This window comes from Nocardia sp. NPDC050413 (assembly GCF_040655475.1).
GTDB classification, from domain to species: Bacteria; Actinomycetota; Actinomycetes; order Mycobacteriales; family Mycobacteriaceae; genus Nocardia; species Nocardia coubleae.
Genome location: NZ_JBFAJZ010000002.1, coordinates 473,725 through 491,118, shown reverse-complemented (window position 1 = coordinate 491,118; position 17,394 = coordinate 473,725). Strand labels below are relative to the sequence as shown.

At 69.5% G+C, this 17,394-nt stretch carries 18 protein-coding genes; 4 read left to right on the top strand and 14 right to left on the bottom strand.

Translation table 11 applies throughout. The features are described 5' to 3' along the window. Window positions 1-82: 82 nt before the first annotated feature. The 4 genes from AB0I19_RS08285 to AB0I19_RS08270 all read right to left on the bottom strand — a co-directional run bounded on the left by AB0I19_RS08285 (window position 83) and on the right by AB0I19_RS08270 (window position 3,102). Window positions 83-541, bottom strand: a complete 459-nt coding sequence (locus tag AB0I19_RS08285) for a PH domain-containing protein (RefSeq protein WP_357146048.1) — start codon at window positions 539-541, stop codon at window positions 83-85. Continuing rightward, window positions 538-1,014 carry a 6,7-dimethyl-8-ribityllumazine synthase gene (gene ribH / locus AB0I19_RS08280; protein WP_225280669.1) on the bottom strand — a complete coding sequence of 159 codons (477 nt, stop codon included), beginning with the start codon at window positions 1,012-1,014 and terminating at the stop codon, window positions 538-540. Before ribH ends, AB0I19_RS08285 begins: the two co-directional genes overlap by 4 nt. Window positions 1,015-1,039: 25 nt before the next feature. Next, complete coding sequence (locus AB0I19_RS08275) at window positions 1,040-2,284, bottom strand: bifunctional 3,4-dihydroxy-2-butanone-4-phosphate synthase/GTP cyclohydrolase II (protein ID WP_067493641.1); 1,245 nt, start codon at window positions 2,282-2,284, stop codon at window positions 1,040-1,042. A 194-nt stretch (window positions 2,285-2,478) separates the two neighbouring features. Next, on the bottom strand, window positions 2,479-3,102 hold the full coding sequence (locus AB0I19_RS08270) for a riboflavin synthase (RefSeq protein ID WP_357146046.1): 624 nt from the start codon (window positions 3,100-3,102) through the stop codon (window positions 2,479-2,481). A 405-nt stretch (window positions 3,103-3,507) separates the two neighbouring features. On the opposite strand from AB0I19_RS08270, the gene AB0I19_RS08265 reads away from it, so the two are divergent. After that, the gene (locus AB0I19_RS08265; protein ID WP_225280667.1) at window positions 3,508-3,981 is read left to right on the top strand and encodes a hypothetical protein; all 474 of its coding nucleotides are present in this window, start codon (window positions 3,508-3,510) and stop codon (window positions 3,979-3,981) included. Between the two features lie 10 nt (window positions 3,982-3,991). Here the strand turns inward: AB0I19_RS08265 and rpe are convergent, their stop codons facing one another. Beyond that, entirely contained in the window at window positions 3,992-4,648 is a 657-nt protein-coding gene (gene rpe, locus AB0I19_RS08260; protein ID WP_357146710.1) for a ribulose-phosphate 3-epimerase, read from the bottom strand. A gap of 96 nt (window positions 4,649-4,744) precedes the next feature. Here rpe and AB0I19_RS08255 point away from each other — a divergent pair, with 96 nt between their 5' ends. After that, window positions 4,745-5,167: an anti-sigma factor gene (locus tag AB0I19_RS08255; RefSeq protein WP_067493638.1), complete on the top strand. Its 423-nt coding sequence runs from the start codon at window positions 4,745-4,747 to the stop codon at window positions 5,165-5,167. Then, window positions 5,167-6,057, top strand: coding sequence for an RNA polymerase sigma factor SigF (locus tag AB0I19_RS08250; RefSeq protein WP_084456408.1), 891 nt, complete (start codon window positions 5,167-5,169; stop codon window positions 6,055-6,057). The genes AB0I19_RS08255 and AB0I19_RS08250 overlap by 1 nt, the downstream gene beginning before the upstream one ends. Window positions 6,058-6,084: 27 nt before the next feature. Here the strand turns inward: AB0I19_RS08250 and AB0I19_RS08245 are convergent, their stop codons facing one another. The 8 genes from AB0I19_RS08245 to AB0I19_RS08210 all read right to left on the bottom strand — a co-directional run bounded on the left by AB0I19_RS08245 (window position 6,085) and on the right by AB0I19_RS08210 (window position 13,744). Continuing rightward, window positions 6,085-6,423, bottom strand: coding sequence for an MmcQ/YjbR family DNA-binding protein (locus AB0I19_RS08245; RefSeq protein WP_357146043.1), 339 nt, complete (start codon window positions 6,421-6,423; stop codon window positions 6,085-6,087). Between the two features lie 236 nt (window positions 6,424-6,659). Then, window positions 6,660-8,018 (bottom strand): transcription antitermination factor NusB, encoded by a 1,359-nt coding sequence (locus AB0I19_RS08240; RefSeq protein ID WP_357146707.1) that lies wholly within the window; start codon window positions 8,016-8,018, stop codon window positions 6,660-6,662. A gap of 742 nt (window positions 8,019-8,760) precedes the next feature. After that, complete coding sequence (gene fmt, locus AB0I19_RS08235) at window positions 8,761-9,684, bottom strand: methionyl-tRNA formyltransferase (protein WP_067636047.1); 924 nt, start codon at window positions 9,682-9,684, stop codon at window positions 8,761-8,763. Next, the gene (gene def, locus AB0I19_RS08230; RefSeq protein WP_067493859.1) at window positions 9,684-10,223 is read right to left on the bottom strand and encodes a peptide deformylase; all 540 of its coding nucleotides are present in this window, start codon (window positions 10,221-10,223) and stop codon (window positions 9,684-9,686) included. The genes fmt and def overlap by 1 nt, the downstream gene beginning before the upstream one ends. 75 nt (window positions 10,224-10,298) lie before the next feature. Next, window positions 10,299-11,231, bottom strand: coding sequence for an alpha/beta fold hydrolase (locus AB0I19_RS08225; RefSeq protein WP_357146705.1), 933 nt, complete (start codon window positions 11,229-11,231; stop codon window positions 10,299-10,301). A 146-nt stretch (window positions 11,232-11,377) separates the two neighbouring features. Then, window positions 11,378-12,055 carry a PadR family transcriptional regulator gene (locus tag AB0I19_RS08220; RefSeq protein ID WP_067493635.1) on the bottom strand — a complete coding sequence of 226 codons (678 nt, stop codon included), beginning with the start codon at window positions 12,053-12,055 and terminating at the stop codon, window positions 11,378-11,380. Window positions 12,056-12,210: 155 nt separating this feature from the next. Further along, the gene (locus AB0I19_RS08215) at window positions 12,211-13,008 is read right to left on the bottom strand and encodes a thioesterase family protein (RefSeq protein ID WP_357146038.1); all 798 of its coding nucleotides are present in this window, start codon (window positions 13,006-13,008) and stop codon (window positions 12,211-12,213) included. Window positions 13,009-13,153: 145 nt separating this feature from the next. Then, window positions 13,154-13,744 (bottom strand): TetR/AcrR family transcriptional regulator, encoded by a 591-nt coding sequence (locus tag AB0I19_RS08210; protein ID WP_357146035.1) that lies wholly within the window; start codon window positions 13,742-13,744, stop codon window positions 13,154-13,156. Between the two features lie 74 nt (window positions 13,745-13,818). Between AB0I19_RS08210 and AB0I19_RS08205 the strand changes: the two genes are divergently transcribed. Beyond that, complete coding sequence (locus tag AB0I19_RS08205; protein WP_357146033.1) at window positions 13,819-14,664, top strand: NAD(P)H-binding protein; 846 nt, start codon at window positions 13,819-13,821, stop codon at window positions 14,662-14,664. 245 nt (window positions 14,665-14,909) lie between these two features. Here the strand turns inward: AB0I19_RS08205 and AB0I19_RS08200 are convergent, their stop codons facing one another. Continuing rightward, window positions 14,910-17,387 (bottom strand): primosomal protein N', encoded by a 2,478-nt coding sequence (locus AB0I19_RS08200; protein ID WP_357146030.1) that lies wholly within the window; start codon window positions 17,385-17,387, stop codon window positions 14,910-14,912. Between the last annotated feature and the right edge of the window lie 7 nt (window positions 17,388-17,394).

Genomic DNA, 17,394 nt, shown 5'->3' with positions numbered 1-17,394 from the left:
GGCATCGGGCGAGAGCCGAACGCCACCACAGCGTGGTGATCAGGTGTCCAGCTCGGTCCCCGCGAGCTCCGGTGGTGCGAATTCAGGCGGTGTAGCGGGCGCCGAGTTCGCGCAGCCGCTCGATGGCGTCGGCGGCGTAGGTCTTGTCGTTGGACCGGATGGCCAGCATCGGCACGTAGTCGTCGTCGACGAGTTCGAGCCGCGCCCACGCCTTGCGATCGGGGAAGGCGGCGCCGCGGATGACGTCCCACGGGTATTCGCGGTAGCCGAGGATATTGCGCACGGCCACCCCGCGCGCACCGGCACGTACCCGTGGCCGGGTGAGCAGCAGCACCGCTCCCGCGCCGAGGACGCCGATCAGGATCATCGCGACCTGGTCGGCGACCCGGAAGTTCACCCCGGTCGACCCGGTGCGCAGCAGCAACCCGCCCGCGGTGAAGAACGCGAGCACGAGTACCGCGGCCACGACGGCGGTCCGGGTCGCGCGCCGAGGGCGCACCTCGAGCTCCCACTCCGCGTGCTGTTCCACGGGCACGGTCACGCCGATCGCAGCGCGCGCAGGGTGAGCGCGGCGTCCAGCGCGGCGGCGCAGGCCTGCTCGCCCTTGTCCTCGGCCGAACCGGGCAGGCCCGCACGGTCACGCGCCTGCTCCTCGGTGTTGGTGGTGAGTACGCCGTTGGTGACCGGGGTCGACTCGTCCAGCGACACCCGGGTGAGCCCGGCCGTCACCGCATCACACACGTACTCGAAATGCGGTGTGCCACCACGGATCACGACACCGAGCGCGACAACGGCGTCATGACTGCGTGCCAATTCCTGTGCGACGACGGGCAATTCCATCGCCCCGGCGCAGCGCACGACGGTGACGTGCTCGACCCCGGCCTCCTTCGCGACGCGCTCCGCGTTCGCGACCAGGGTGTCGCAGATCTCGGTGTGCCAGCGCGACGCCACAATGGCGAGCTTGAGGTCGGTGGCCTTGGCCAGCGCGAATTCCGGTACGCCGGTGCCGCTCATCGTCTGATGCTGCCTTTCGGGAGAGTTACTGCGCGGTTTCGCCGAGATCCAGGTCGTCGAGACCGACCAGGTCGTGGCCCATGCGATCGCGCTTGGTCCGCAGATAGTGCAGGTTCTCGGCGTTGGCGCGCAACGGCATCGGCACCCGCTCGGTGATCCGCAGCCCGTACCCGTCGAGACCCACCCGCTTGGCCGGGTTGTTCGTCAGCAGCCGCATCGACCGGATGCCGAGATCCACCAGGATCTGCGCGCCCGTGCCGTAGTCGCGGGCGTCGGCGGGCAGGCCGAGGTCGAGGTTGGCGTCGACGGTGTCGCGCCCGGTGTCCTGCAACTGGTAGGCCTGCAGCTTGTGCATCAGGCCGATGCCACGACCCTCGTGCCCGCGCATGTACAGCACCACGCCGCGACCCTCTGTGTCGACCATTTCCAGTGCCGCGTCGAGCTGTGGGCCGCAATCGCAGCGCAGCGAACCGAACACGTCACCGGTCAGGCACTCCGAGTGCACCCGGACCAGCACGTCCTCGCCGTCGCCGATGTCGCCGCGCACCAGCGCCACGTGCTCGGCCTCGTCGAAGATGCTCTGGTAGCCGACGGCCTTGAAATCGCCGTGCGCCGTCGGGATGCGCGCCTCGGCGACCCGGACGACGTGCTTCTCGTGCTTGCGCCGCCAGGCGATCATGTCGGCGATCGAGATCATCGCCAGGTCGTGCTCGTCGGCGAACACCCGCAGCTCGTCGGTGCGGGCCATGTGCCCGTCGTCCTTCTGGCTGACGATCTCGCAGATCACGCCCGCCGGCCGCAACCCGGCCATGCGGGCCAGATCCACCGCGGCCTCGGTATGACCGGGCCTGCGCAACACCCCGCCGTCCTTGGCGCGCAACGGCACCACATGACCCGGACGGGTGAAATCGTCGGCCTTGGCCTCGGCGCTGGCCAGCAGCCGCATGGTGACGGCCCGGTCGGCGCCGGAGATACCGGTGGTGATGCCCTCGCGCGCGTCGACCGACACGGTGTAGGCGGTGCCGTGCTTGTCCTGATTCATCGCGTACGCGGGCGGCAGACCGAGGCGGTCGCAGTCGTCGGCGGTCAACGGCACACAGATGTAGCCGGAGGTGTAGCGGATCATGAACGCGACCAGCTCCGGGGTGGCCTTCTCGGCCGCGAAGATGAGATCGCCCTCGTTCTCACGGTCCTCGTCGTCGATGACGACAACAGCCTTGCCGGCCGCGATATCGGCGATCGCGCGCTCGATGCTGTCCAACCTGGTCACGTCTGCTTGCTCCGTAATTTTGGCGGCCGGGGCCGCGGTGTTTCTCGGCCCTGGGGGCCTCGATCTTCCCTCCCGGCGGGCACTCCTTCGTCGCACCCTCTGGTCAGTCCAGATCGAGGCGGCCGAGAAACTGACAATGACTACTACAGTACGGCGTGCTTCGAGAGGGTTCCGGGGTGCCCGCGCCGGGTGTGTCAGCCTCGCTGTGCCAGGCGCTCCACGTACTTCGCGATGACGTCGACCTCGAGGTTCACGGTCGTGCCGACCGGCGCGGTGCCGAGTACGGTCAGTGCGAGGGTGGTGGGGATCAGCGAGACCTCGAACCAGTCGCGGTTGCCGTCGGCGGCGGGTTCGTCCTCGATGCCGAGGTTCGACACGGTGAGCGAGACGCCGTCGACGGTGATCGAGCCTTTCTGGACGACGTAGCGGGCGATGGCGTCGGGCAGGGAGATGCGGACAACCTCCCAGTTCTCGGACGGGGTGCGGGCCAGCACGGTGCCGGTTCCGTCGACGTGGCCCTGGACGAGATGCCCACCGAGGCGGCTGTTGATCGCGGCGGCGCGTTCGAGGTTCACCCGGGAGCCGGGCACGAGGGCACCGATGCTCGACCGGTCGAGGGTTTCGGCCATCACGTCGACGGTGAAGCTGTCGCCGTCGATCACATCGACGACGGTGAGACACACGCCGTTCACCGCGATCGAATCGCCGTGTCCGGCATCGGAAGTCACCAGCTTGCCGCGGATCGTCAACCGGGCGGCGTCGGCCAGCTGCTCGGTGGCCACGACCTCGCCGAGTTCCTCGACGATCCCTGTGAACATGTCTGACTCCCTTGTCGCGTCATCCGTACCCGTTGGGCCCAACAGCGGGTAGACGACCGCTATTCCCGCTCGACGCACAGCCTAGTGGCGGCACAGGTGAGGGCGGAATCCGACCGCGCGCTGAGCGGGAGACCGCAAAACCCGCAACCGCGCCGGAAAATCGCGGGAAAAGAATCCGGACATAAAGAATCACCGCCGAAAGAGAATGCGGCGGCAATCCTTCGTTCGATTTTCTCCGTGTGCCGGTGCAATAAATTTTCCGGCCACGACCACGCCGCTTTGTACCCCGAGCACCGAAAGAAGAAACACGGAGATCCACGGACTTGCCACGCCCTGGCCACTGACGCAATATTGTTACGTCAACGATTCCCGACGTTCAACGATGCGATACCGGGAGACAACACTGTGAGCTACCCACTGCTCGATTCCACGCTGGAAAGTCGCTGCGTCCATTACCGGCGGGAGCTACACCTGCCCGCGACGGTCGACCCCGACTCCCGGCGCATCCTCCTGCAGATCGGCACCCACTACGGTGCGGTGACCATGCCGGGTGACCTGGGCGAGCGGGTACAGGCGCAGTTGCGTGCCGACGGTATCGCCGGACCGGTCGTCGACCATCCGCGCGCCCATTGCTGGACCTTCCTCACCGGCCCCTGCCACCTCGACACCCTCACGCCGACAGCCGAAGCCGAACTGTTCCGCCTGTACGCGAGCGTCGCGTGCGCGGGCAGCCACATCGTGCTGCCCTCCCCCGACGACGAACGCACCGGCTACCGCACCTGGGTGCGTGCACCGGAGGCGGCCGACAATCGGCCGCCGCTCGAGGCCGTGATCGAGACAGCGCGGGCGCTGGGCAGCCACGCCCTGCACCCGCACTGACCGAACCGGGTTACGGCAACCAGGCGGCGGTCGCCAGACTGCGCAGATTCTGTACGGCCGCGCCGGGGTCGGCGGTGTTGTAGACCGCCGACCCGGCAACGAAACAATCGATGCCCGCCGCGGCGGCCTGCTCGATGGTGTCGGTATTGATGCCACCGTCGATTTCGACGAGCAGCTGCAATTCGCCCGCGTCCACGAGATTGCGCACGATCCGGGCCTTCTCCAGGACCTCCGGAATGAACGACTGTCCGCCGAAGCCGGGTTCCACGCTCATCACCAGCAGGGTGTCGAATTCGCGCAGAATTTCCAGGTACGGCTCGATCGGCGTGTTCGGCTTCACCGACAGCCCGGCCTTGGCACCCGCGGCGCGGATATCGCGCGCCACGGCGATCGGGTCGTCGGTGGCTTCGGCGTGGAAGGTGACGTTGTAGGCGCCCGCCTCGGCGTAGCCGGGCGCCCAGCGGCCCGGGTCCTCGATCATCAGGTGGCAGTCGAACGGGATGTCGGTGGCTTTCAGCAGGCTCTGCACCACCGGCAGGCCGAGTGTGAGGTTCGGCACGAAGTGGGCGTCCATCACGTCCACATGCAGCCAGTCGGAACCTTCGACAGCGGCGGCCTCGGCGGCCAGGTTCGCGAAGTCCGCGGACAGGATGGACGGGGCGATCATCGGCTCGGCCGGGCGGTGGAACGTCGGTGTGGACACAGCGCGCAAGTGTAGCGACCGCGTGGTGATCGGCGGCCGGTTGTGGGTAGCCTACAGAGCGTGACCAACATTTCGGCGGAACAAGAGCTGTTCAGCGATCCGGTGCAGATTCGCGTGGCAGCGTCGGTGACCCAGCTGCCGATCCTGCGTGGATTGGCCGAAACACTGGTCCTGCTCAGCGATTTCACCCTCGACGAGGTGGCCGACGTGCGCCTGGCGGTCGACGAGGTGTGCTCCACGCTTATCGCGATCGCCGCGCCCGGCTCGCAGCTCACCTGCGAGTTCGTCGTCGGTGACACCGAACTCGTCGTGCGGGTGGAGGGTGTCGCGGCCGCGGAGGGCCTGCCCGACCAGCGCAGCTTCGGCTGGCATGTCCTGCGCACGCTGAGCGACGAGGTGAACGCCGACCAGCAAGGATTCGACGCCGCCAGGTCCGGGTATCCGACGAGTGTCCGTATCCGTCGGGTCCGGGGGAAGGCGTAGTGCACGGCGAAACCAACGAAGAGCACAAGCCCGATCCGGAAATTCTCGAACAGCCCGCCGAAGCCGTGCTCGACGAGCCGGTCATCGAGGAGCAGGTCGTCGAGGAGCAGCTGACCGAGCCCGCGCCCGCCGCCCCCTCCGGGTACGACGATGTGAGCGCGCTGTTCGAACGGCTCGCGGCGACCGAACCCGGCAGCGCCGCGCACGCCGTGGCCAGGGACGCGCTGATCAACCGCTGCATCCCGCTGGCCGACCACATCGCCCGCAAGTTCAGCGGTCGCGGTGAGCCGTTCGACGATCTGTCGCAGGTGGCGCGGGTCGGCCTGGTGCACGCGGTGGACCGGTTCGATCTGAGCCGTGGCTCGAACTTCCTGTCGTTCGCGGTGCCGACGATCATGGGCGAGGTGCGGCGGTACTTCCGCGACAACACCTGGGCCATGCGGGTGCCGCGGCGGGTGAAGGAAACCCATCTGCGTATCGGTGCGGCCGTGGACCAGCTCTCCCAGCGGTTGGGTCGTTCGCCGACGGCCAAGGAGATCGCGGCCGAACTCGATGTCGACCCCGACGAGGTGACCCAGGCGGTCATCGCGGGCAACGCCTACCAGCCCACCTCGATCGATGCCGCCTCGGTCGGTCGCGACAGCGACGCCTCGCTGCTCGACACCCTCGGCGAGGAGGAGTCGCAGTTCGACCGGGTCGAGGAGTACATCGCGGTTCGCCCGCTGCTGGCGGGTCTGCCCGAACGGGAGCGGCGGATCCTCACGATGCGCTTCTTCGAGTCGATGACCCAGACCCAGATCGCGAATCAGCTCGGCATCTCGCAGATGCACGTCTCGCGCATCCTCGCGAAAACCCTTGCGCGCCTGCGTGATCTGTCCGAGCGGGACTGAGTCCACCGCGGGGACAACGGTGTCCCCCTACGCGCGTTCGCGCCGCAGTTTCGCAGGTGCGCGCAACCACCACGCGCTGTCGATCAGCTCGGCGAGCTGTCGCCGGTCGACCACTTCCAGATCGATGAGCACATACGGGTGCCCGTCGTAGTGCGGCGTCGTATAGAACGCCGGATCCCCCGAGGCGAGTAGCGCCTCCTTCTCCGACGGCTCGCACAAGAGCACCAGCCCGCCCTCGGCCTCCGACCGCAGCCGCGCGAAGCTCTTCCCGCCGACCGACAGCCCCGGACTGCGCCACCACGTCCCCTCCGCCACCCCCGGCAGCGCGGTCGCGATCTCCACCACCTGTTCCCATGTCATCGCCATACGCGAATTCTCCCCCGGCGAGACACACCACGCCTTGGACGAATGTCACCGCCGCGGCCGAGTTGTGGGAACCACCGAGGATTCCGATCGACGCTGTGGCCGTGCGAGCCGGTTCGGATCGCACCGCCGCATCACGTGGCCGGTGCCCGCTGCTACTTCGTGCGGAGATCTGCCCGATGCTGTGGAGGTGCGAGCAAGGACGGATCGCACCGCCACAGCATGCGGTGGTTTCGGGTCTACTTCTTGCGCAAGGCCGACAGGAACATCGCGTCGGTGCCGTGGCGGTGGGGCCAGAGTTGGGCCGAGGGGCCTTCGCCGAGGTCGGTGACGCCGGGAAGGAGTTCGCGGGTGTCGAGTTGTTCGGCGCCGGTGCGGCGGACGAAATCGGCGACCACCGCGACGGTTTCGGACAGGTGCGGGGAGCAGGTGGAGTACACGACCACGCCGCCGGGGCGCAGGAGATCCCATGCGGCGGTGAGGAGTTCGCGCTGCAGGGTGACCAGTTCCGGGACGTCGGCGGGGGTGCGGCGCCAGCGGGACTCGGGGCGGCGGCGCAGCGCGCCGAGGCCCGTGCACGGGGCGTCGACCAGGATGCGGTCGTAGCCGGGTTCCAGACCGGTGTCGCGGCCGTCCTTCACGTGCACCGTGACGGGCAGGTCGCGGGTGGACTTGCGGACCAGTTCGGCGCGGTGCTCCGACGGCTCAACCGCATCGACGGTGAACAGGTCGATCGCGGCGAGCGCGCCGAGCAGCGCCGCCTTACCGCCGGGTCCGGCGCACAGGTCGAGCCAGCGACCCTGATCGGGACCCTCCAGCGGTGCCCGGCTCAAGGCCAGCGCGACGAGCTGAGAACCTTCGTCCTGTACCGCGGCGATTCCCTCGCGCACCGGTTCGAGCTGACCGGGATCGCCGCCGTCGAGGTACACCGCGTACGGCGACCAGCGACCTTCCTCGCCGCCGGTGACCAGCGCCAATTCCTCGGACGTGATCTCACCGGGACGCGCAACCAGGTGCACCACCGGACGTTCGTCGTCGGCGGCCAGCAGGTCGGACAGTTCGCCCGCCTGCGCACCGAGCGCGTCGGCGAAGGACTGGGCGATCCAGGTGGGGTGCGCGTATTCGAAGGCGAGCTTGCCGACCGGATCGGCCGGTGCCAGCTCCGCGATCCACTGCTCGGCGGTCTTCTCCCCCGCCCGGCGCAGCACCGCGTTCACGAAACCGGCACGGCCCTGGCCGAATTCGGCACGGGCCAGATCGACGGAGGTGTCGACGGCGGCATGCGCGCTGGTCCGCGTGCGCAGCAGCTGGTAGACGCCGAGGCGGAGGATGTCGAGGATCGGCCCGTCGATCTCACCGACCGGACGACCCGCGCACGCCGCGATCACGGCATCGAGCTGCCCCTGCGACCGGCACGCACCATAGGTGAGTTCGGTCGCGAACGCGGCATCACGCCCGCTGATCCTGCGCTCCCGCAACAACTTCGGCAGCACGAGGTTGGCGTAGGCGTCGCGTTCGCGCACCGCCCGCAACACGTCGAGGGCCACCTCCCGCGCCACGTCCACCGGCTCACCGCGCCGCTTGCGCGGACTCGGCACACTCGGATCCGGCCGATCGGCCCGCTGCCGCTCACTCCGCTGCCCGGCCGGCTTGCCACCACCCTGACCCTGCCGTGCGCCACCGGTCCGGTCGCTTCGCTTCCCACCCTGTGGTGCGCGCGAATCGCTGAAACGGCCGCCGTCGCCGCCCCGCTCGGCTGCCTGCCCACCCCGAGCTCCACGCGAATCCCCTTCGCGCCCACTACCGGAACGGCTCGCATCGCCGAAGCGCTCCGCTCCGGCGACCGAACCACGCCGTTCCGCACCGCCGTCTCCCCGCCGCCCGGATCGGTCGGCGGCGTCGGAGCGACCGAAGTCCTTGTCGCGGCCCCGCGGGCGATCATCCACACCACGTGGACCCGCATCATGCGGCCCACGGTCGTCGCGGGCAGCGCCGGAGTCCCGGCGGCGCCCGGCAGCCGGGCGGCGGGTGTCGTCGCCGCGCTCGGGGCCGCGGCGGTTGTAGTCCCACCCTCGGGCGTCGCTGTCGCCACGACGCGGGCGACGGTCGTCCTCGGCACGGGGGGCCTTGTTGTCGCGGCCCTTGGCGGCGCGGGCGGCCCAGCCGCCGTCGACGTTCTTGCCGGTGATCTTGCGGTCGTCGCGTGGTGCGGCGCCGCTGCGCTGGTCGGCTTCGCGCCGACGCCTGCGGTCGGAGGCACTCATGGCCGCACCTCGCTGACGCTCGGCTCCGGCATGATTGCCTGGGCAGCTGTGCTCATCGTTCGCTCGCTGCGCTCGCTCATCCGATCACCGTGCCCGGTGCGAGACGGGCGCCGCGCGCCCAGTCGAGGGCGTTCATCATCTTCTTGCCGGGTGGTTGGACCTGGCCGAGGCGGACCGCGGTGGTCGACGTGCCGACGAAGACGCCGGATTTGCGCACCTCGATCTCGCTTTCGGGCAAGGTTTCCTCCACCAGCTCCACCGGGCCGAGTTTGAGGCGCAGCCCGTTCACCTCGGTCCACGCGCCGGGCGCCGGGGTGACGGCGCGGATGTGGCGGTGGATCGCCAGGGCGGGCTCGTCGAACCGGATGCGGCTCGCTTCGACGGTCACCTTCGGGGCGTAGGACACGCCGTCGTTGGATTGCGGAATCGCTTGCAGCGTCCCGTCTTCCACACCGTCCATGGTCTTCTCGAGCAGTACCGCGCCTGCCTCGGCGAGCCGCGCGAGCAGCTCACCCGAGGTGTCGGTGTGGCCGATCTTCTCGGTCATCACGCCGTAGACGGGCCCGGTGTCGAGCCCTGCCTCGATCTGGAAGGTGCTGGCACCGGTGATCTCGTCACCGGCGAGGATGGCGGCCTGCACCGGCGCCGCGCCACGCCACGCGGGCAGCAGCGAGAAGTGCAGGTTGATCCAGCCGTGCGCGGGAATGTCGAGGATCTGCTGGGGCAGCAGGGCACCGTAGGCCACCACCGGACAGCAGTCCGGGGCGAGCGCGGTGAGCGCCTCGACGAACTCCGGTTCCGACGGTTTGCCCGGAGTGAGCACCGGGATGCCGTGTTCGTCGGCCAGCCGACCGACCGGTGAGCGCATGATCTTGCGCCCGCGACCGGCGACCGCGTCGGGCCGGGTGACCACCGCGACCACCTCGTGGCGCTCGCTGTCGAGCAGCCGCCGCAGCGAGGGAACAGCCGGTTCGGGGGTGCCCGCGAAGACGAGACGCATCAGCGGCCACCGCCGACACCGCTGGATTCACGCACGGTGACACCGGCACGGAACCAGTCGGATTCGCGGATGGTCCGCATCGCTTCCTTGCGGTCGGCCGGCTCGAGCCGGTTCACGAACAGCACACCGTCGAGGTGGTCGTGCTCGTGCTGCACGCACCGCGCGAGCAGCCCGTCGGCGTCGAATTCGACCGGCGCACCGGTCTTGTCGACCCCGGTGACGCGCACCCGCAGCGCCCGGCGCACGTCGTAGCGCACGCCGGGGATCGACAGGCAGCCCTCCGGCCCGACCTGCTCGTCCTCACCGATCGCGGTCCACTCCGGGTTCACCACGTGCCCGGCGGCGTCGCCGGTGTCGTAGACGAAGACCCGCAGCCCCACGCCGATCTGCGGCGCCGCCATCCCGACGCCGCCGTCGTCGTGCATGGTCTCGGTGAGATCGGTGACGAGCTGTGCGAGCTCGGCGCCGAACTCGGTGACCTCGTCGGCACGCGAGCGCAGGATGGGATCGCCGAACAGGCGAACAGGCTGAATGGTCACGGCGGCTCCCGGCTGGACGATGTGCGGTCGTCCCATTCTAGAGACCCGCCGGGGTGGTTCCGACCGGCGCGGCCGTCAGGAGTTGCCTGCGATGATGACCTGCGGGATGCCCGTCCCCAGCGGCACCGGCGTGCAGACCGGCGCGGGCCGGGTCGGGTCGAGCACCCGCAGCAGCAGTTGCTGCACGAACGGGTCGTAGACGAGGTTGAAATGCCCGGTCAGGTCGTCGGGGCACAGGTCCTGGAGGACGAGGTTCTCCGCGCCCGGCCCGCGCAGGGCGATGTTCTCGAACGGCTGGATCATCTCGTCGACTCGGCTGCCGACAGTGACGTAACGGACACCGGGCACGGTGTCGCCGCCCGCGTTCAGTTCGACCATGATCGGCTCGCCCTGCGCCTGTTGGACGGCGGCGGTGGAGGTCACCTTCGCGTACACGTCCATCATGCCCGGCACCGCCTGACCGACCGGAACGAGGCCGTACATGACGCCGCCGTAGCTCGGGGAGGCGAGCCCCACCCAGGTGTTCACCACCTCGGCGCCGCCGAGCTTGTTGACGTAGTACCGGCTGACATTGGCCCCCTGCGAGAAGCCGACGAGGTCGACCTCGGCCGCCCCGGTAGCGGCGCGCACCTGCTCGACGAAGGCGGCGAGCTGGGCGAAGCTGACGCGCATGTCCTCGGTGCCGTAGGTGTCGGCGCCGGGCGCACCACCGTAGTTCAGCGCGAACACACAGAAGCCTGCCGCCACGAGTTGCGGGCCGATACCCGACCAGTCCGAGTAGGCACTCGAATCGGTACCGTGGACGAGCACGACCGGGCGCGGGCGCTCGGCACTCGGCTCACAGCCGAAGTTGTTGACGCCCAGGGGAACCGCGTCGGGATGGTCGCTGATGTAGCGGGCGGCAGCCAGGTGGTCGGACTGTGCCGGACCCGGCTGGCTTGGAACGATTGCCGGACGGTAGCCCGGCGGTTCCGCGGTGGCGACCGGGGCGAGTGCCGCCCCGATCACCGCCGCGCAGGCGAGCGCCGTCCGCGACACCGCCCTTCCCCATTGTGATGATCCCCAACCCCACAGACCTCGCGGTTGTTCCATACCCCAATGATTTACTCCATTGCCTGGGCAAACGCACCTCGAAAGGGGGGTTCACGCCGCCCTCATTTATCGGGGGTTGCGTCACCGGTCGCGGCGATGTCGTCCTCGGCGAGGATCCGGTACAGCGCCCGGCGGGTCTCGGTGAGCACCTCGGCCGCTCGCGCGGCTTGTTCCGGGGTACCGACCTGGGCGACCTGACCGACCGCACCCATCACCTGGCCGACGAGGCCACGCAGATCGAGCGCCTGGGCGCCGACGTCCTGCCGGACCTCGGCCCAGGGGTCGCCGAGCTCGTCACGCTCGGTCTCGACATAGGCCTTGCCCGCCTCGGTGAGTTGCGCGGTTTTGCGCCCGGCCACCTTCTCGATGAGGACCAGTCCCTCGTCCTCGAGCTGGGCCAATGCCGGGTAGATGGAACCCGGGCTCGGACGCCAGATGTCGTCGCTGCGCTCGCGGATCTGCTGGATCAGTTCGTAGCCGTGCATGGGTCGTTCGGCGAGCAGCAACAGGACCGCGGCGCGGACGTCACCGCGCCTGCCACGGCCGCCGCGACCGCGCCCCCGGCCGAAGCCCGGGCCGAAACCGGGACCGAATCCCGGGCCGAAGCCGGGTCCGAATTCCGGGCCGTGACCGTGGCGGCCACCGCGCCGGAAGTGCCTGCGGTCGGGCCCGAATTCCGGGTGCCCCTGACCGCGTCCTCGTTCGAAGTGTCCGAATTCTCTTTGTCGATCGTCGTGCATAACAGCCTCCTCGGCGTGTTCGTTTCATGTTGACGTTATCGACGATATATCGGCAATGCATCTAGCGCAAGGGTGTTCTTGCTGTGCGCCGCCTCACGGCAGCACCGGATCACCCCTGCCCGCGAGTGCGGTGGGGTTGCGGAAAGGTGAGCGAGCTACTCGGCGGCCACCGCGACCGGCTTGCTCTCCGTGGTCGAGGGTGAGCGTCGGCGGTCGTTGCTGATGGCGGTGATCGTGGCGGTGCCGAGTTTGCCCCGGCGGTCGTAGAGGACGGCGCTGCTCACCGCGACGCCTGCCCGAGAGGTGTGATCGAGGGCTTGCAGACCGAGCTCCACCCCCTCGGGGAGGCGCGAGAGACTGAGGGTCATGTCGGCGTTGATGTAGCCGACACCGTGCGAACCCCAGTGGCAGACGAGGTTGGTGAGGTCGCCGCTGGCGGCGGCGCGCTGGAAGGGCGAGAAGGGCTGACCCGCGACGAGGGTCGGCAGGTTGTTCCAGGTGACCTTGCGTTCCGCGTCGCGGGTGGTGCGGAAATCGGTGAGCCAGTCGCCCGCACCGGATTTGAACAGCGGTGCGGCGCCGCCCGGCTCGTCGATGCGCTGCTCGGGGACGGGTAGTTCCAGATCGGGCTGCCAGACGGTGCCGGGCGGGTCGTCGGTGGCCGCGAGGAAGGTGACGGTGGCGCGCGAGCGCGTCTGCCCCTGCTGCACGAGCCGGACATCGGCGACCTTGATGCGGTTGCCGTCGCGCACCACTTCGCTGTGCAGCGAGATCGGGTCGGTCGTCACCTGCTGGAACAGGTCGACAGTGAACCTGGCCGGCACGAAACCTTCGCCAGGACTGTGTTTCTCGGCCTCCACCGCGAGCAGGCCGCACACCGCGACACCGTGCAGCTGATTGGGCGACCAGCGGCTGATCGCCACTTCCGTCGGCACGAACTCACCGTCGGACATCCTGAAGAACTCCACCACGGTCCTCTCCGCAGGCCCGCCGCACGTCATCGGGCAGGGTCATCCGGTCATACCACAGCGCCGTCGCCGCCCCCGACCTCGGTGGCCACGAACCGGACAGAAACGACCGGTCCGCGCCCGGGCCTGATCAGTCCCGACCGGCGACCTCATCGATCCACCGCTTGAGCCGGTCGCCCTCGGTAGCCATGAGGTCAGGATCGCGAAATGTGTTGGTGATCAAGGAAATTCCTTGATAGGCCGCGACGAAGGCCACCGCGAGTTCCGCCGCGTCGGGCCTGCCGAGTTCGGTGAATTGATCGCGCGCCCAGTCGATCAGGAGGCTCATCAGCCGCGCCGGTTCACCCCCGAAACCGTCGGGTCGCTTGTCGAGTTCGGCGGCGAGTGAGCCGGTCGGGCAACCGAAACGGGCGGCGAGGTCACGCTGGTCCACCCACGAGTCGACCATCGCCTTCAACCGCTCGGCCGGTCCGGGCAACGGCGCGAGCTTCGCGACGACCTCGGCCAGCGTGCTCGCATGGGTCTCGATGACGGCGTGGACGAACTGGTCCTTCGTCTTGAAGTAGTAGTAGACGTTGCCGACCGGGACGTCGGCCGCGGTGGCGATATCGGCGATGGTCGTCTTCTCGATGCCCTGCTCGTAGAACACCCGCGCGGCCGCCTCGACGAGGCGTTCCCGCTTCCCCGCTTTCGGCGCAACCCGCGTTTGTGAGTCAGTCATGCAACTAACTATAGACAGGGTGCGGATTCTGGTGCTACGTTCTGTTTAGTCAGTCAACTAACTCAGGAGTGAGCATGATCGTTGTCACCGGTGCGACCGGCAATATCGGACGTCAGCTGGTCGAGGTACTGCACCAGGCGGGAGAGCCGGTTCGTGCGGTCTCGCGTGGCACCTCGCCCGTCGACCTGCCCACGGGCGTCGAGCACGTCGTCGCCGATCTGGGCGACCTCGACAGCCTCTCCCCTGCACTCGCCGGCGCGGACGCGCTGTTCCTGCTCATCACGGGCGCGCAGCTGATGGGCGGACCCGAACCGGAACAGGTGCTGAAAACAGCGTCGGCGGCCGGTGTGCGCCGGGTGGTTTTCGTGTCCTCCCAGGGCGCGGTCACCCGGCCCGAGTCCGCCGGGTACGCGCGAACGATCGCCTTCGAGCGGGCCCTCGCGGCCTCCGACCTCGAATGGACCGCGCTGCGACCGGGCGCGTTCAACTCCAACACCTTCGCCTGGCTCGAATCCGTCCGCACCGCCCGCACGGTCGCGGCTCCCTTCGGCGATGTCGGCCTGCCCTCGGTCGACCCCGCCGATATCGCCGCCGTCGCGGCCGCGGCCCTGCGCGAGGACGGCCACGCCGGACACGCCTACATGCTCACCGGCCCCGCCGTGGTGAGTCCACGGGAACAGGCGGCCGCCCTCGCCGCGGCGGTCGAAGAGCCGATCACCTTCGTCGAACTGACACCCGACCAGGCGAAACAGAACATGCTGCACTTCATGCCCGAACCAGTCGCCGACCACACCCTCACCATCCTCGGCACACCGACCCCCGCGGAGCAGCAGGTCAGCACCGATATCGAACGGGTCCTCGGCCGCCCGGCCACGTCTTACGCCCAGTGGGCGCAGCGGCACGCCGCGATGTTCCGCTGAACCCCGCGCGCAGGGAGCAGGACCTGACCAGCTGATCCCCTCCGCGTCGAGATGGAAAGGCACTGGAATCGGCCCTGACCGCAGCAGACGTCGACCCGGCCGACGCGATCGACGCCCGAAATCGGCCGGGGCGGAACCAGTTGACTTCCTGTCGGGGGCGCCGAGGGCGTGTCGATTTCGACGCGGCGGCCGCGGACCACATCGACTCGGCCGACGGGGAGAGGACCCGGAGTGGGCCTGGCGGATCAGCCGATGTCGACCGGGTCGATCTGGACTCGGAGTGGGGCGTCGGAGCGGTGGGAGCTGCGGACGCCCTGGGCGGCGGTGAGCGCGCGCGACAGGGGGGTTCCGACGGAGCGGGGGGCGCGCAGGAGCATGCGTTCCACTTCGGCGGGTTCGTCGGCGCCGGAGAACGGCTTGCGGGCCGTGGGTGGGAGGGGGACGGGGCCGAGGATCTCCACCTGGTCGGGCAGTTGGGCGGCCTCGAGCAGTTCGGCGATCGACTCGGTGGTTCCGTCGACGGCGGCCATGCGGACGGCCGGGGGGAAGCCCACCTCGGCGCGGGCCTCGAGTTCGGCGGCGGCGTGGTTGACCGGGTCCCAGCGGACCAGGGCCTGCACGGTGGGCAGGGACGGTTCGGCCATCACGATCACCTGGCCACGGGGGCGGACCATGGCGGCGGCGCCCATCCAGCGGCGCAGGGTGTCCTCGGCGGCACGCAGGTCGGCGCGACCGAGCAGGGCCCAGCCGTCGAGGAGCAGGGCCACGCCGTATCCGCCGCGCACCACGGGCTCGGCGCCGACGGTGGCGACCACGACCTGGGCGCCCGGCTCCACGGTGTCGAGCATGTCGCCGCCCCCGGATGTCCGGATCGGCACACCGGGGAAGGCCCGGCCCAGCTCCTCCGCGGTGCGGGCCGCGCCGATCACCATCGCCCGTAGCGCGCGCGCCCCGCACGCCTGGCAGCGGAACGCCGCCTCCGTGATGCCGCACCATTTGCAGTGCGGGCTGGCTGCTTCACCATTGCTCGAATGCGGTAAGGCCAAGGGGCCGTTGCAATGCCGGCACCGGGCGGGGGTTCGACACTTGGCACACGCCAGCGACGGCACGTATCCACGCCGCGGCACCTGAACCAGAACCGCGACGTTCTCCTTGATCGCGGCCCGGGCGGCGGTGAAGGCCACGCCGGGGATGCGCACGGCTCTGGCCAGCGCGTCGCGTTCCAGGGCGAAATCGCTGTCGCCGGGCGCGCTGATCCGGGGCATCACCGCGCGCAGGGTCGCGCGTTCGGCGAGAAGGTCGTGGGCCCAACCGGTTTCGACAACCGCCTGGATCTCGGCGGTGCGCGCGAAACCGGCGGCCACGAAGGCGGCGCCGGTCTCGTGGGCGCGCAGCATCGCGACCTCACGGGCGTGCGGATACGGTGCGCGCGGTTCGGCGTAGGTGTCGTCACCGTCGTCCCAGATGGCGATCAACCCGAGGTCACGCACCGGCGCGAACACCGCGGCTCGCGTGCCGACCACGATCCGCGCCTGCCCCCGCAACACCGACAGCCATCGCCGGTACCGCGCCGCAGGGCCCAACCCCGCGGACAACCCGACCGCCGAATCCCCCACCAGCCGAACACATTCCGCGAGCAGCCGATCCAGATCCCGCTGATCCGGCACCATCAACACCACCCCGCGCCCAGCCGCGACCACCGTCGCCGCCAACTCGGCCAACCGAGCCGCCCAGTCCTCCCCCGGCATCGCCTGCCACGCCGCCCGCGGCCCCTTCCCCTGCCGCAACGCCGCCACGAACGCCCCGCCGTGCAGATACCGCTCCCAGGCCGACACATCGACATCCGGTGCCGATTCCGTTGTGGCTGAATCGGATTCGGCCACGTTGGCCGTAGCTCCAGTCGTCCCGCCGCCGAAACCTGCCTCGGTACCGATCGCATCAGCGGAATCGGGAGCGCCGCGGACAGCTACCACCGCCTGACCGGTGCGGTCAGCGGCCGCATCAGCTACGCCGCCGGTGGAAGCCTCTGTTTCAGCAGTACGGTCAGCCCTACCAGCAGAACTGGGTCGGCCGTCGACAGATCCGATCGAGTCGCCGGTGCGGTCGGTAGCGCTGGATGCAGCCGGCCGGCGAGCGGACGCAGCGCTGGATTTCGTTGCGGTAGTGCCAGATTCAGCTACCGGTTCGGAAAGTCCGGTCGCGGTGCCATCGACTCTCAGCGGTGCGGCGGTCTCGTCGGGTGATGTGGCCGTGACGCGGGAAGACCGCGTGGACGCTGTAGAAGAGTCCGCGTCCTCAGTGCGCGTCTCTCCCACGCGGGCGGCGGACTTCTTCGGGGTGGTGGTCGAACCGCTCGCTTCGGTGCGGGCGTGGCGGGGTGGGATGGCCAGGCGAAGGACGTCGGCGCGGGTGCCCGCGTAGCGGGCGGCGACGGTGGTGGCCAGGCGCAGGATTTCCGGGGTGAGGACGCGTTCCGGGGAGACCACGCGCTCGAGCTTCACCATTTTTCCGGTGTGCTCGGTGGACGAAAGGCGTTGCAGGAGATAGCCGTCGACGAGGCGGCCGGCGAAGCGGACGCGCACGCGCACACCGGGCTGGGCGATCTCGTCCAGCTCGGGCGGGACGAGGTAGTCGAAGTCGCGGTCGAGGTGCGCGGGCGACAGCAGCGGGAGCACCCGGGCGATCGGGTGTCCCGATGCTGTCGATGGTTCGTCCGCGGTCACGCGGGCC